The organism is Vibrio sp. V42_P2S4T144 (assembly GCF_009904715.1).
Classification (GTDB): domain Bacteria; phylum Pseudomonadota; class Gammaproteobacteria; order Enterobacterales; family Vibrionaceae; genus Vibrio; species Vibrio alginolyticus.
In genome coordinates this window covers 1-14,814 of the sequence record NZ_WXWS01000098.1, presented here as the reverse complement: position 1 = coordinate 14,814, position 14,814 = coordinate 1, and the positions used below count along the sequence as shown (strand labels likewise).

At 46.3% G+C, this 14,814-nt stretch carries 13 protein-coding genes and 1 riboswitch; of the genes, 7 read left to right on the top strand and 6 right to left on the bottom strand.

All coding sequences use genetic code 11. The annotated features are described in order from the left end of the window. Nucleotides 1-47: 47 nt before the first annotated feature. Entirely contained in the window at nt 48-410 is a 363-nt protein-coding gene (locus CAG68_RS03130) for a DUF2799 domain-containing protein (protein WP_161440779.1), read from the top strand. A gap of 73 nt (nt 411-483) precedes the next feature. Here the strand turns inward: CAG68_RS03130 and ppa are convergent, their stop codons facing one another. Beyond that, nucleotides 484-1,014 (bottom strand): inorganic diphosphatase, encoded by a 531-nt coding sequence (gene ppa, locus CAG68_RS03125; protein ID WP_005379635.1) that lies wholly within the window; start codon nt 1,012-1,014, stop codon nt 484-486. Between the two features lie 127 nt (nt 1,015-1,141). Continuing rightward, nucleotides 1,142-2,158, bottom strand: a complete 1,017-nt coding sequence (fbp, locus tag CAG68_RS03120; protein WP_005383114.1) for a class 1 fructose-bisphosphatase — start codon at nt 2,156-2,158, stop codon at nt 1,142-1,144. 312 nt (nt 2,159-2,470) lie between these two features. Between fbp and mpl the strand changes: the two genes are divergently transcribed. From mpl to thiQ, 5 genes are all read left to right on the top strand, one after another. Then, a complete protein-coding gene (gene mpl / locus CAG68_RS03115; protein WP_161440778.1) occupies nt 2,471-3,829 on the top strand; it encodes a UDP-N-acetylmuramate:L-alanyl-gamma-D-glutamyl-meso-diaminopimelate ligase in 1,359 nt (452 codons plus the stop codon). 5 nt (nt 3,830-3,834) lie between these two features. Next, nucleotides 3,835-4,473, top strand: a complete 639-nt coding sequence (locus CAG68_RS03110; protein WP_025768362.1) for a flavin prenyltransferase UbiX — start codon at nt 3,835-3,837, stop codon at nt 4,471-4,473. Between the two features lie 37 nt (nt 4,474-4,510). Further along, nucleotides 4,511-4,647, top strand: a riboswitch (TPP riboswitch). Nucleotides 4,648-4,719: 72 nt separating this feature from the next. Next, a complete protein-coding gene (thiB, locus tag CAG68_RS03105) occupies nt 4,720-5,712 on the top strand; it encodes a thiamine ABC transporter substrate binding subunit (RefSeq protein WP_161440777.1) in 993 nt (330 codons plus the stop codon). Between the two features lie 41 nt (nt 5,713-5,753). Beyond that, nucleotides 5,754-7,340, top strand: coding sequence for a thiamine/thiamine pyrophosphate ABC transporter permease ThiP (gene thiP, locus CAG68_RS03100; RefSeq protein WP_161440776.1), 1,587 nt, complete (start codon nt 5,754-5,756; stop codon nt 7,338-7,340). After that, a complete protein-coding gene (gene thiQ, locus CAG68_RS03095) occupies nt 7,340-8,044 on the top strand; it encodes a thiamine ABC transporter ATP-binding protein (protein WP_054728444.1) in 705 nt (234 codons plus the stop codon). The genes thiP and thiQ overlap by 1 nt, the downstream gene beginning before the upstream one ends. A gap of 18 nt (nt 8,045-8,062) precedes the next feature. Here the strand turns inward: thiQ and CAG68_RS03090 are convergent, their stop codons facing one another. After that, entirely contained in the window at nt 8,063-9,010 is a 948-nt protein-coding gene (locus CAG68_RS03090) for a LysR family transcriptional regulator (RefSeq protein ID WP_005379650.1), read from the bottom strand. A 92-nt stretch (nt 9,011-9,102) separates the two neighbouring features. Here CAG68_RS03090 and CAG68_RS03085 point away from each other — a divergent pair, with 92 nt between their 5' ends. Beyond that, a complete protein-coding gene (locus tag CAG68_RS03085; protein WP_053349696.1) occupies nt 9,103-10,179 on the top strand; it encodes an alkene reductase in 1,077 nt (358 codons plus the stop codon). Between the two features lie 63 nt (nt 10,180-10,242). Here the strand turns inward: CAG68_RS03085 and CAG68_RS03080 are convergent, their stop codons facing one another. The 3 genes from CAG68_RS03080 to CAG68_RS03070 form a co-directional block, all read right to left on the bottom strand. After that, nucleotides 10,243-10,680 carry a universal stress protein gene (locus CAG68_RS03080; protein ID WP_005379654.1) on the bottom strand — a complete coding sequence of 146 codons (438 nt, stop codon included), beginning with the start codon at nt 10,678-10,680 and terminating at the stop codon, nt 10,243-10,245. 45 nt (nt 10,681-10,725) lie between these two features. Beyond that, on the bottom strand, nt 10,726-13,305 hold the full coding sequence (locus tag CAG68_RS03075; protein ID WP_017820274.1) for a TRAP transporter permease: 2,580 nt from the start codon (nt 13,303-13,305) through the stop codon (nt 10,726-10,728). A gap of 291 nt (nt 13,306-13,596) precedes the next feature. Then, entirely contained in the window at nt 13,597-14,565 is a 969-nt protein-coding gene (locus CAG68_RS03070; protein WP_005379657.1) for a TAXI family TRAP transporter solute-binding subunit, read from the bottom strand. Between the last annotated feature and the right edge of the window lie 249 nt (nt 14,566-14,814).

The window sequence follows — 14,814 nt, the reverse complement described above, 5'->3', positions numbered from 1 at the left end:
TATACTGACATTATCAATAGCAACGAGCTAAACACTAAGGAGTCACGATGAAAACATTCGTAGTTGGATCAATGGCGTTGCTTCTTGCTGCATGCGCACAAACAACACTACCGACTTCGAATAATGTGACCGATTGGCAAGTGTTTGGTAAGCAGTCAGCTTTAGATGGATTACGGGAGTTATCTGAGGAGCGAATTGCGAAGCTGGATGATGTTAACCATGCGACGGCAGAACTGATAATGGCTTATCAAGCGGGTTACCAGCAAGGCAAGCAAGAGTATTGCGAGCAAAGTGCTTATATGCTCGGTGTTATCGGGCGGCCGTATTTTGGCATTTGTGATGATGTTGACCCCTTCTTTCAACATGACTACGACGCTGGACGAATGTCTTCAGCAGGCGCACCTACCTAGTTGACACAGGTAAGATGAAAGCAAAAGAGCTGCCCTAGAGCAGCTCTTTTTAATTTTGTATCAGCAGTGATGCTTATTTTTTCTGAGCTCGCTCGTAAGATTCTAGGATTTCAGCTTTGGCGGCAGCAACATCTGCCCAACCATCCACTTTCACCCACTTGCCTGCTTCAAGCTCTTTGTAACGCTCAAAGAATTGCGTGATCTGCGCTTTCAGTAGTTCTGGGATATCGTCCACATCTTGGATGTGCTCGTACTCTTTCGAGATTTTTGAGTGGGGAACCGCAAACACTTTTGCATCTTCACCCGATTCATCTGTCATCTTCAAAACGCCAACAGGACGGCAGCGAATGACTGAACCTGGCATGAGTGGGTATGGTGTTGGTACCAATACGTCGACTGGGTCGCCATCAAGAGACAGGGTATTGTTCACATAGCCATAGTTGCATGGGTAGAACATTGGTGCAGACATGAAACGGTCGACAAATACAGCACCAGAGTCTTTATCTACTTCGTACTTGATTGGATCTGCATTTGCAGGAATTTCGATAACGACATAGATATCTTCAGGCAGCGACTTGCCTGCTGGTACATGGTTTAAGCTCATTAGAATATTCCTTTTCATTAACGATGAGTCACACAAAAGCGGCTTCATCTGATGATAAATTCGCGTTTCACTTTAGCGACAAAAACGCGGCAGGTAAACACCTGCCGCGTTGGACAAAGGTCTGAAATTATTCTTCGTCGCGGTGCAGTTCAAGGAACTCTTCAACTTTGCGAACCATGTTCTTCGAACCCACAAAGAAAGGTACACGCTGGTGCAACTCAGTAGGCTTGATGTCCATAATGCGATTCACGCCGTCCGATGCAATGCCGCCAGCTTGCTCAATGAGGAATGCCATAGGGTTACATTCGTAAAGCAGGCGTAGCTTGCCTTGTGGGTGGCTTTGTGTGCTTGGGTAAAGGTAGATACCGCCTTTCAGTAGGTTGCGGTGGAAATCAGCAACCAGCGAGCCAATGTAGCGAGAAGTGTATGGGCGACCGTCTTCTGGCACGTTTTCTTGGCAGTACTTGATGTACTTCTTCACCCCTTGAGGGAAACGAATGTAATTACCTTCGTTGATGGAGTAGATCTTACCATCATCAGGAATCATCATGTTTTCATGAGAAAGACAGAAGCTGCCGATAGATGGGTCGTAAGTAAAGCCGTTTACGCCGTTACCTGTTGTGTATACCAACATGGTGGAGGAGCCGTAAATTACGTAGCCCGCAGCCACTTGTTTGTGACCAGGTTGTAGGAAGTCTTCTTCAGTTGGTGGAGTACCGATTGGAGAAACACGACGGTAAATCGAGAAGATAGTACCAACAGAGACGTTCACATCGATGTTAGAAGAACCATCAAGTGGGTCCATCAGTACTACATATTTGGCGTTTTGGTTGAGTTCTTTATTGAACGCAACTGCTTCGTCTTCTTCTTCACTGGCAACGCCACACACTTGATCACGAGCTTCAAGCGCGGCTTTGAACTTATCGTTCGCGTAAACATCGAGCTTTTGCTGATCTTCACCTTGGACATTTTCCGTGCCTACAGCACCAGTGATATCACCGAGACCCGCTGCGTTGATTTCGCGGTTAACGATTTTTGCAGCTAAACGAATGGAGGCTAAAAGGGATGATAGATCACCGCTAGCGTGGGGGAAATCCGCTTGTTTTTCGACAATGAACTCGCCTAGGGTGCGCAGTCCTGACATGGTTAATCCTTACATTTTCATTTCATTGGGGGTAGTGCGCAAGTGAGCATCTCTTTATGGATGTTAAACGATTGCGCTGGATGTAAGTTTAAGTCGCAGATCTTTTTAATGGTAATGAAGTAACTGTTTGAGATCTCAATTTATTTGTAGACTTGTTTGAGGGATTCATCAGTAAGCAAGAGGTTGTACAGTCTGTGTTCAACCTTGTCATATTTGTGAAAGGGACTGCAAGAAGAAGGCTAAAGTCACTCGCTTTTCAGGCGGTAATCGCGATAATGAAAGCATTAAAAAACGCATTACAAGGTTTAGTTTATGCACATTCATATCTTGGGTATCTGTGGCACATTTATGGGCGGCGCAGCGATTCTAGCGCGCCAATTAGGACATAAAGTCACTGGTTCTGATGCCAACGTTTATCCGCCAATGAGCACACTGCTTGAGTCTCAAGGTATTGAAATTATTGAAGGCTTTGACCCGTCTCAACTCGACCCTCAACCAGATCTTGTGGTGATTGGTAATGCGATGAGCCGTGGCAACCCTTGTGTCGAGCATGTGCTCAACACTAACATGCGTTACACCTCTGGCCCGCAGTGGCTCAACGAGTTTTTGCTGCATGATCGTTGGGTATTGGCGGTATCGGGTACACATGGGAAAACGACCACGTCGAGCATGCTTGCTTGGATACTTGAAGATTGTGGTTATCAACCGGGTTTCTTAGTCGGTGGGGTACTCGGTAACTTCGGAGTGTCTGCTCGTTTGGGTGAAAGTATGTTTTTTGTCGTTGAAGCGGACGAATATGACAGTGCTTTTTTCGATAAGCGTTCTAAGTTTGTGCATTACCATCCTCGCACTTTAATCATGAACAATCTTGAGTTTGATCATGCTGATATCTTCGATGATCTAGAAGCGATCAAGCGCCAATTCCATCATTTAGTGCGAACTGTACCGGGCAATGGATTGATCTTAGCGCCGAGAAAAGATCAGGCGTTAGCGGATGTATTAGAGCGTGGCTGCTGGACTGAAAAACAGTTCTCTGGTGAGAATGGTGACTGGCAAGCGCACAAATTAGTGCTTGATGGCTCAAAATTTGACGTTGCGTTGCAAGGCGAGAAGGTTGGTACCGTCGAATGGAATTTGGTGGGTGACCACAATGTGGATAATGCACTGATGGCGATCGCTGCTGCACGACATGTTGGAGTCACTCCGGATCTTGCTTGCCAGGCATTAGGGCGTTTCATCAATACCAAGCGCCGTTTAGAGCTGAAAGGTGAAGAACAAGGTGTGACGGTTTACGATGATTTTGCGCATCACCCAACGGCAATTGAACTTACTGTCGGTGGTTTGCGTAACAAGGTAGGTGAAAAACGCATCCTTGCTGTGTTAGAGCCGCGTTCTGCCACCATGAAGCGTGGTGTACACAAAAACACACTTGCAGAGTCACTACACAGTGCAGATGAAGTCTTCTTGTTCCAGCCAGATAATATCGAGTGGTCTGTGCAAGACATTGCCGACCAATGCAAACAGCCAGCGTTTGTCGATGCGGATATAGATAACTTTGTAGCCAAGATCGTCGAACGTGCGCGAGCAGGTGACCAAATTCTAGTCATGAGTAATGGTGGCTTCGGTGGTATTCACGGAAAACTTCTTGAGCAGTTAAAACAAAAAGCCTGATTGATATGCAAAACAAAACACAACCCTCTCACAAAAAAGCCATCACGTTGGCATTAACGGGGGCTTCTGGTGCTCCCTACGGCCTTCGTCTTTTAGAATGCTTGGTTGCGGCGGATTATCATGTCTACGTTCTGATTTCTTCGGCAGCTCGTGTTGTGATGGCAACCGAGCATAATCTTAAGTTGCCAAGTGGCCCAGAAGCGGCGCAGCAAGCATTGGTAGAGCACCTGAACTGCAATCCAAATAACATCACCGTTTGCGGTAAAGACGATTGGTTCTCGCCGGTTGCGTCTGGTTCTGCTGCACCTAAGCAAATGGTGGTTTGCCCATGCTCTGCGGGAAGCGTTGCGGCCATAGCACACGGTATGTCGGACAACTTGATCGAACGGGCCGCTGATGTAGTAATGAAAGAGCGCGGGCAGCTGTTGCTCGTGGTTCGCGAAACGCCATTTTCAACGCTACATCTGGAGAACATGCACAAGCTATCGCAAATGGGCGTCACCATCATGCCAGCGGCTCCGGGTTTCTACCATCAGCCAAAGAGCATTGAAGACTTAGTGGATTTTATGGTGGCGAGAATTCTCGACCACTTAGGTATTGAGCAAGGTTTGGTGCCTCGTTGGGGTTATGACCAGCGTTCGTGAGCTGATTGTGTAACCACTCAAATACCTTTACAATCCATCCAACTCATCGGGGAGCAAACCCATTTAGCATTGAGTCAATCAATGCATTGGGGCGCTGAGACCTAAGTGTTTAACTAGGGACCCGTATTACCTGAACCAGATAATGCTGGCGTAGGAATTGAGTCTGGATATTGGAAGTCCTTAATAGCCGCCTCAAACCCTGTGCCGCTCAACTTATTTCTCTGAAATACTCATGGAGAGCGAGCAGTGAAACCCACTCTAAATCTGATTGCCCTAGCTGCAATCACCTCTACTTCAGCGTTTGCCGCTGAAAACACATTAACCATCTATACCTACGACTCTTTTGCCGCAGATTGGGGCCCAGGTCCTAAAATCGAGCAAGCTTTTGAAGCAAAATGTGGCTGTGACGTTAACTTCGTGGCATTAGACGATGGTGTGTCGATCCTGAATCGTCTTCGTCTTGAAGGCGGTAATAGCAAAGCCGACATCGTGTTAGGTTTGGATAACAATCTGATGGCAGAAGCGAAGAAAACCGGTCTGCTTGCCGAGCACAATGTGGATACGGCTAACACAGTGTTACCAAACGGTTGGAGTGACACGACGTTTGTACCGTACGATTACGGCTACTTCGCGTTTGTGTACAACAAAGAGAAACTGGCTAATCCGCCGAAAAGCATGAAAGAGCTGGTGGAAACGCGCGACGATCTGAAAGTGATTTACCAAGATCCGCGGACTTCAACGCCGGGCCAAGGCTTAATGCTATGGATTAAATCTATTTATGGCGACGATGTGACGCAAGCGTGGCAGAAGCTAGCGAGCAAAACCGTAACGGTCACGAAAGGTTGGTCTGAGGCGTATTCTATGTTCCTCAATGGTGAGTCCGATTTAGTGCTTTCTTACACCACTTCACCTGCGTACCACTTAATTGCGGAAAACGATTCGAAGTTTGCTACGGCGAGTTTTGCTGAAGGCCACTACATGCAAGTTGAAGTCGCCGCCAAAGTGAAAGGGGCAAAAAATTCAGAACTTGCTGATCAATTTATGAGTTTCATTTTAAGTGATGAGTTCCAATCGGCGATGCCAACGGGTAACTGGATGTACCCAGTCACTGACGTTGAGTTACCTAAAGGTTTTGAAACTTTGAGTGTTCCAAGCAAGTCGTTGAGCTTTAGTGCTGATGAAGTGGCAAAAATGCGTAAGTCTTGGATTCGCGAATGGCAAAGCGCATTGACGTTTTAGCTGACGTTTCCACCCTCATCTGAATGAGATAGGTTTTACCTTTGAATTCTGTTCCAAAAATAGGTTTAGGGGTCGCGATGATCATCGCGACCTTTGTTATTTCTGCCCTAGGTGCTTTGATTGTTCAAGCCCCTTCACTTGATGTGTCTGTGGTATGGGGCGACCCGTACTATCAACATGTCACCAAGTTCAGTTTCTACCAAGCGTTTCTTTCCACATTGCTCAGTGTTGGCTTTGCCATTCCAGTAGCGCACGCACTTTCGCGTCGCCAATTTATTGGTAAATCATTACTGCTTAAGCTGTTTGCATCGACACTGGTTTTGCCGGTTTTGGTTGGTGTTTTTGGGCTGTTAGCGATTTATGGCAACAGTGGTTTGTTGGCGCAGTGGTTGCAAAGTTTCGACACTAAACTGCCATTCTCTATTTACGGTTTGAACGGCATTTTACTCGCCCATGTGTTCTTTAATTTACCTTACGCGGCACGATTGCTTCTGCAAGCCTTGGAGTCTATTCCTGCCGAGCAGCATAAGCTTTGCGCGCATCTTGGGATGAGCCATTGGGATAAGTTTCGCTGGGTAGAATGGCCGCGTTTAAGGCAGCAGCTTCCCCACGTTTGTGGGTTGGTGTTTATGTTGTGCTTTACCAGTTTTGCCACTGTAATGGCGTTGGGGGGCGGGCCAAAATCCACCACCATTGAATTGGCCATTTACCAAGCGATTAAGTTTGATTTTGATTTACAAGCTGGGGCGTTATTGGCGCTGTGGCAGATGCTACTATGTGGCTTGTTAGCAATTGGCGTACAGAAGTTGACGAAGCCAGTCTCAGTAAGCGCTGGCAGCACATCGGTACAGCAATATTTAACGAAGGATCATGGGTGGTCAAAAGCTTGGGATAGCTTTTGGATTATAGGTGCCTTTTTACTGGTAATACCGCCGTTATTGATGGTGTTACTGAGTGGCATCAACCAACAAGTTTGGACAGTATTAACCGATGAGCGTTTTTGGTCTGCGCTATTGAACTCCCTCAAAGTCGCCTGTGTCGCTAGCGCGCTTGCGGTCGCTGCAGGGGTGTCCATACTATTGACCAGTCGCCGTTGGCGGTTGCAGTACAAAAACACGCGAGCCGATCAGATTGAGTTAATCGGCACCGTTATTTTGGTGACTCCAGGTCTGGTGATTAGCACCGGTTTATTCTTACTACTGCGCGCATTTACCGATGTTTTTAGCTTGGCATTTTTTGTCGTGATTTTGGTGAACGGTTTGATGGCTTTGCCTTACGTGATCAAAACGCTAGCGCAGCCAATGCTGCACATTGAACAACAGTATCAGTATGTATGTGCCAGCTTAGGCATGCGTGGCTGGCAACGGTTTAAAGTGGTGGAGTGGCAGGCGCTACGCAAGCCGTTTGCACATGCGTTTGCGATCAGCTTTATGTTTGCGATTGGCGATTTAAGTGCTATTGCGTTGTTTGGCGGACAAGAGTTTCGTACCTTACCTCTGTATTTGTTCCAGTTGCTTGGCAGTTATCAGATGGACGCAGCTGCGGTGGTATCGGTGACCCTATTGTTGTTGAGTGTGGGCTGTTTTGCCTTGATTGAGAAAGTATTGAAAACGAAGGAGAGAGCGTAATGTTAGTGTTGGATGATGTGCAGTACACCTACCAACGTGAACTGTTTCGTTTTGACTTAACGATTGAGCAAGGACAGATTGTATCGCTGATGGGACCAAGTGGGGCAGGGAAGTCAACCTTGCTGGCGTTGGTGGCAGGATTCATCCATCCTGACCGTGGTGATATTTGTGTTGATGGTGAGTCCATTGTGCGTAAAGAGCCTTATCTGCGTCCGTTCTCTATGTTGTTCCAAGAGCACAATTTGTTTGCTCACTTATCGGTGCGTGACAACATCGGTTTGGGCTTACACCCGGGGCTAAAGCTCACGGTGGACCAAAATCGTCAGATTGAACAAGCCGCGCAGCAAGTTGGTGTTGCAGAGTACCTCGACCGTTTGCCAGAGCATCTTTCTGGTGGCCAGCGTCAACGTGTTGCCTTAGCGCGTTGTTTTGTTCAGCCTCATCCCATGTGGCTGTTGGATGAGCCGTTCTCGGCGCTTGATCCGGTGTTGCGTGAAGAGATGCTGAGCTTGGTAAAAAAACTCGCAGCAGAGCGGGGAATAACCGTATTGATGGTCACGCACCATTTAAACGATGCCAAAGCGATTGCCAGCCACTTTGTGTTTGTGGCGGATGGTAAAGTGGAAGTCGCGGGTGATATGTCTGCATTGAGTGAACAGCATGCTAGTGAGAAGCTTGCGGCATTTATCCGAGCCGCATGCTAGTGCCTGATAGTTGCTAGGTTATGCTTCTCCGCAACACAAACCATGCCTAGGGCCAAATTCAAATTGAGATCTTAAGCTCATGATATGGTCAATCATTGCTTGTACGCGCCGTGGGCGGTTTGCTCCAGGACGATACACTAAATAAATAGGCATTGGTACAGTGTGCCATTGCGGCAACACTCTGACTAAGGTGCCACTTTCTAGCTCTTGCGTCATGTTTTGCACAGGTAAGTTAGCGATGCCTAGTCCTTTAAGTGCGCCTTTCAATATTGCTTCTACAGTTGTACTTGAGAAGTTACTGGTTATTGAAACATTGACGGTATTATCGTGTGAGATCAGCGTCCAAGGCCCTATTTCTGAAACATATTGATACCTCAAACAGTTGTGTTTTGTCAGATCTTCTGGCGTTTCAGGTACACCGAACTCAGCTAAATACTCAGGGCTAGCAGCCAGGACTCGAGTGGTATAGCCTAATTTTTTTGCGATCAATCGATCATCAACTATCTGACCGACTCGAATTGCCATATCAAAGCCGTGTGAAAACAGATCAACAAAATCGTTCGATGCTTCTAACGCAATTTGTACTTTTGGCCATTGTTTTAAAAATGGCAAAAAGATGTGTTCCGCCATATACGCATCCAACGCTGGTGGCGCGGAAATACGCAGCCGGCCTTGGATCTGTTGTTCCATCTCCTGTACGTCATGGCCAATTGAGTGGAATTCCTCAACTAAGCTTGCAGCACGCTCTAAAACCATTTGGCCAGCTTCGGTGATCACTAACTTTCGGGTTGTGCGCTCTAGGAGTTTGGCTTCAAAGTGTTGTTCGAGTTTGGTTATGGCTTTACTAACAGTAGATTTTGGTAGGTTTAACTCCAGCGCGCACTTGGTTAAGCTCAGTAGTCGACAGCTTGTGACAAAGATAGAAAGCGTTCTAAAGTCAATTGTTTCTAAATTGCGAACAATCACTTTCAATTATCCATATTGTTTCAATATTAATCTGATTATAGTCTGGCACCTCATCCTTAGCCATCAAGTTATTGTCATTTGAGGTAAACAACATGTCCAACTCTGTAGACTTATTTTCTCCTATCGAACTCGGTCAATTAGCATTAGATAACCGTGCCATTATGGCGCCTTTAACGCGAGCTCGTGCTGGCGCAGACCATATTCCTAATGACCTTATGGTTGAATACTACGCTCAACGTGCGAGTGCCGGACTTATCATTGCTGAATGCACCATGGTGATGGAAGGTACGTCTGCTTTCATGGCAGAGCCGGGTATTTACAACGAAGAGCAAATCGCAGCTTGGAAAAAGGTAACGGATGCGGTTCATGAGAGAGGCGGTAAGATTGTACTGCAAATTTGGCATGCGGGACGAGCTTGTCATCCTGATCTGAATGAAGGAAAAACACCTGTAGCGGCGAGCGCATTGGCCATTCGTGATGAATTAGTCCATACCCCTTCGGGTAAGCAAGCATATACGGTACCACGAGCACTCGAAGTGGATGAGATAGCTTCCATTGTTGCGGCGTTTAAACAAGGTGCAGAAAACGCCAAGAAAGCAGGCTTTGATGGGGTCGAGATACATGGCGCCAATGGTTATCTTATTGATAACTTCCTTCGTGACGGTTCAAATTTACGTACCGATGAATACGGTGGTTCGGTTGAAAATCGTGCTCGATTTTTACTTGAGATAGTGAAAGAAGTCGTTGAGGTGTGGGGACCTGGAAGAGTCGGTCTGCGCACATCTCCGCTAAATGGATTTAATGACATGAAAGACAGTGATCCAGTTGGCTTGGTGCGTTACTTAGCAGAGCAACTTAATTCTTTCGATCTTGCTTATTGGCACGTGATGCGTGCGGATCTGAAAGGCGTACAAAAAGCAGATGTTCTCAAGCCAGCACGCGAAAACTATAAAGGTCACTTAATGGCGAACGTGGGCTACAGTGCACAAGAAGCGGCAACAGCAATTGCAGAAAACAAAGTTGATGTGGTCGCATTTGGCGTTCCCTTTATCGCAAACCCAGATTTAGTTGAGCGATTTAAGAAAAATGCACCTCTTAATGAGGCGAAACCAGAACACTTTTATTTGGGTGGAGCAGAAGGTTATACCGATTACCCAGTGATGGCATAACCCTTACTTGTTTAATATAAAAAGGACGCTAATGTTAGCGTCCTTTTTCGTTTCTGTATTTACTTAGCCTTGCGGTTTTACGACCATCACATTGATTGGAGAATATTCCACAACCTTACTCGCGACAGAGCCAAGCATTACTTTATTGATTTTAGAGCGCTTGTGACTTGGCATAATGATGAGATCTGCGCCTAAACGTTCTGCATAATCAAGAATGGTCGCGTAGGCCTTGCCTTCAGCAACATGCACTTGGTAAACCACATCTTCAGCAATATGCTCATTAGCGAAAGTTTTTAGTTGCTGCTTCACGTCTTGCTTCATTTTGGCCGCAGCATCTTTCGGAAAGTATGTGGCAACCATCGACATGTGAATACCAGGTAGTACCGTCAGAAGATGGATTTGAGCATTTGCTTGCTTTGCCTGCCAAACCGCTAGTTCAACCGCTCGGTCTGAAAAGCCTTGGTCATTTAGATCAACCGGAACAAGAATTTGTTTGTACATTCAATGTCTCTCATTAAGGCCCCTTTATCCTCGGGGCCAAATCGGTTATGCGCTCAATTGTTCCTTACGAGCACGACGTTTTTGGTTCATTGCAAGCACCAGCAAAATCATTAAGCATGGTACAAACACCCACTCTTTCATCGGACGGTCTGCATCCTGGATAACCCACTTGATTTCCCAATCAAAGTCGATACCTGCGGACTCTGCTGGACTACCAAATTCAACCATATCGACAATCATTTTGTTGTCACTTTCGGTCAGCATCAGACCCATAGATGAAATACGTGCGTCTGCTGTTGTCGCACTGTCTTCGAATGGAAGACGAACCGTTTTCTCAATGTAGTCGCCCTCAAGGTTTTCACCGGCAACACGTAACTCCAATGATTCTCCTACATTTAGTGTTTCCGTGATTTGAGCTACCTCAACGCCAGGAGAAAGAACTTTCGCTGGGTACAGCATGTCCCACCAAAAACCTGGACGGAAAAACGAAAACGTCAGTACTAATAATAGGACTGTTTCCCACCACTTGTTACGCGTGAACCACCACCCTTGAGTTGCCGCAGAGAAAATCAGCATTGCAATGATCGATGAGATGACCGTGAGTGCCAAATGCCACCAAGAGTCGATCCCCATTAACAATAGCTGGGTATTGAACACAAACATGAACGGCAAAATAGCGGTTCGAATATCGTAAGTAAAACCTTGGATACCAGTACGAATTGGATCTGATTTCGCAATTGCTGCTGCTGCAAAAGCCGCAAGGCCTACAGGTGGGGTATCGTCGGCCAAAATACCAAAGTAGAAAACGAACAAGTGCACCGCTATCAACGGAATAATTAAGCCATGTGCTGCGCCGAGCGTAACAATAACCGGCGCCATTAGCGTAGAGACCACGATGTAGTTCGCCGTTGTTGGCAGACCCATCCCCAGAACCAAGCTAATGATGGCGGTAAAGAGCAGCATAAGAATGATGCTGCCACCAGAGATAAACTCGACGAAGTCGGTCATCACTAGGCCGATACCCGTTAGTGTAACAACACCAACAACGGTGCCCGCTGCCGCGGTTGCAACGCCGATACCAATCATATTACGCGCACCAGAAACTAAGCTCTCGGCAAGATCGACAAAGCCATCTTTGGTTTGCTGAAGCATGTCACCTTGCTTTGACAGCAGTGCAATCAACGGACGTTGAGTAAGCAAAATGAAAATCATGAACACCGTTGCCCAGAATGCCGAAAGGCCAGGTGAGAAACGTTCGACAGTCAAACACCAAACCAATACGACGATAGGGAGTAGGTAGTGCAAGCCTGACTTAACGGTTGGGCCAGGATCAGGTACTTCTGTTAATTCTGCATCAATCTCAATTGCGCCATCTTGCACGTGATTTGCTGAGACTTTCACCAACCCAACGTACGCGATTAATAGTGCGACGGTAACAATTGGTGTCGCGGCATCACCAAAGACGTCCTTTGTCCAACCCACTCCGTAGTAAACCAATGCGCTGATCACACACAATCCTAAGATTGTGCCAGTAAAGGACAGCAGACTTTGTACTAGTGTTGGGTTGTGGCGACGAGGAAGGCCTGTCATGCCTGCTTTACATGCTTCAAGGTGAACAATGTAAATTAAAGCAATATAAGAGATTAGCGCTGGAAGTAGGGCAGCTTTAATCACCTCAACGTAGGAGATACCGACGTATTCCACCATCAAAAATGCTGCTGCACCCATGATTGGCGGTGTTAACTGACCATTGGTTGAAGCCGCTACCTCTACCGCACCCGCTTTTGTGCCGGGAAAGCCAACACGCTTCATCAGTGGAATGGTAAAGGTGCCAGTTGTTACTACGTTTGCGATTGAAGAACCAGAAACCAGACCAGATAAACCTGATGCAACAACGGCCGCTTTAGCTGGACCACCTTTCATATGGCCAAGTAACGAGAAGGCAACTTTAATGAAGTAAGCACCAGCACCAGCGCGTTCCAGCATTGCTCCAAACAATACAAACAAGAAGACAAAAGAGGTAGAAACACCTAGCGCAACCCCAAATACGCCTTCTGTTGTTAGCCACAAGTGAGACATGGCCTTGTTCAAGCTTGCCCCTTTGTGCGCGATAACGTCAGGCATGTAAGGGCCTGCAAAGGTGTAAGTAAGGAAAACAGCAGCCACGACCATTAATGGTGGACCAAGTGCTCGGCGTGTTGCTTCTAAAAGGAGGAGCATACCGATAACAGCAACAACGATATCAACCGTTGTCGGTGCGCCTGAGCGTCCTGCTAGCTCGGTATAAAAAAGGTATATATAGGCTGCTGAAAAGCTGCCAGCCAACGCGAGTATCCAATCAACAAGAGGGATATGATCGCGAGGAGAATTCTTCATCGCTGGATAAGCAGTGAAAGCCAAAAAGATCGCGAAAGTAAGGTGGATAGATCGCGCTTCCGTGTCGTTTAGTACGCCAAAATTGAAAATAAATGGTAACGGGGATGCGTACCATAATTGAAATAGTGACCAACACAGAGGAACAAACCAAAGGATTCGTCCTTGCATTCCCGAAGGGCTACGTGCACCTGTGTCTGCCTGAGCCACCATTTCTTGCACATCTTGTGACGGAGCTTGATTCGTCGCCATGTACTTTTTCCTTATTATTGATGGTCCTGTCTGATTTTTATCGAGAACCACACTTCGCCTCTATCAGTGTAGTGAATGGAGCGAAGTTTGCTTTCGAGTATTTTGCTGCCTGAACTCAAAGTGTTGATTGTTGGATACTCTGTTAGGCGGCGTTTAAGTTTTCTTGGGTATGAGCTCGCAGTTTTCAGAAGAAAACTGGCGAATGAAGCATACAGTTAGAACGTGCTACAACCTGTATGCTCAAACAGGCAGAAAATATTCTTTCCTGCCTGTATGTAGAGTCTGAGGAAATTACTTAATTAGACCCATTTCTTTGTAGTATTTTTCTGCACCTGGGTGAAGAGGAATAGAAAGACCAGCTTTCACCATATCTTCTTTCTTCAAGTTTGCGAATGCAGGGTGTAGACGTTTGAAGGTATCAAAGTTTTCAAACACAGCTTTTGCCACGTTGTAAGCGACATCGTCTGAAACATCAGAGGTCGTTACCATTGTTGCTGCAACACCAAAGCTGTTTACGTCTTTGTCTGTACCGCGGTACATACCAGCCGGTACTGAGCTAAAGGCGTAGTATGGGTTGTCGGCAACAATTTTATCGATTTTAGGGCCTGTTGCTGAAACTAGCTTCGCATCACATGATGTGGTTGCTTCTTTGATTGAACCGTTCGGGTGGCCGACCATGTAAATGAAGGCGTCAATTTTGTTATCACAAAGTGCCTGAGAGCGTTCAGAGCCTTTTAGCTCAGACGCCAATTTGAAGCTGTCGTTTGTCCAACCCATTGCTTCCATGACAACGCCCATCGTAGCACGGTCACCAGAGCCTGGGTTACCGATGTTTACGCGCTTACCTTTCAGGTCTTCAACGTTTTCAATACCTGAATCTGCACGCGCAATGATGTTGAAAGGTTCTGTATGAAGAGAGAACATTGCGCGTAGCTTCTTGTACGGGCCTTGTTCTTCAAACTTGCTCGTACCGTTGTAGCCGTGGTACTGCCAATCCGATTGCACGATACCAAAATCTAATTCGCCTGCACGGATAGTGTTAACGTTGTAAATTGAGCCACCAGTCGATTCTACTGAACAACGGATGTTGTGGTCTTTACGACCTTTATTTACCAACTTACAGATAGCACCACCAGTTGGGTAGTAAACACCAGTCACAGAGCCAGTACCGATGGTAATAAACTCTTGAGCGTTAACTGCGCCTGCGCCCATTACGGCTGCAGCGATAGCGCCTACTTTGAGAAGTTTGTTAAATGCCATGAATTTCCCTTCCTTATATTCATTATTTACCCGGAAATAACCATAAATCACTTCTGGAGTTTCCTATTTGGAAACGGCACCTTTTTCAATCCAATCGTTTGAAAAAGCGAGCGAATCATAACAAAAAAATTGGCAGAAAATTATCCAATTGTTAAATGTTATAGTTGATAAGTCTGAATTTTGTATCAGGGGATAGGATTCAATTTGTGATTTAATTCTTTTTATAACAATTACTTAATTAACGTTTAG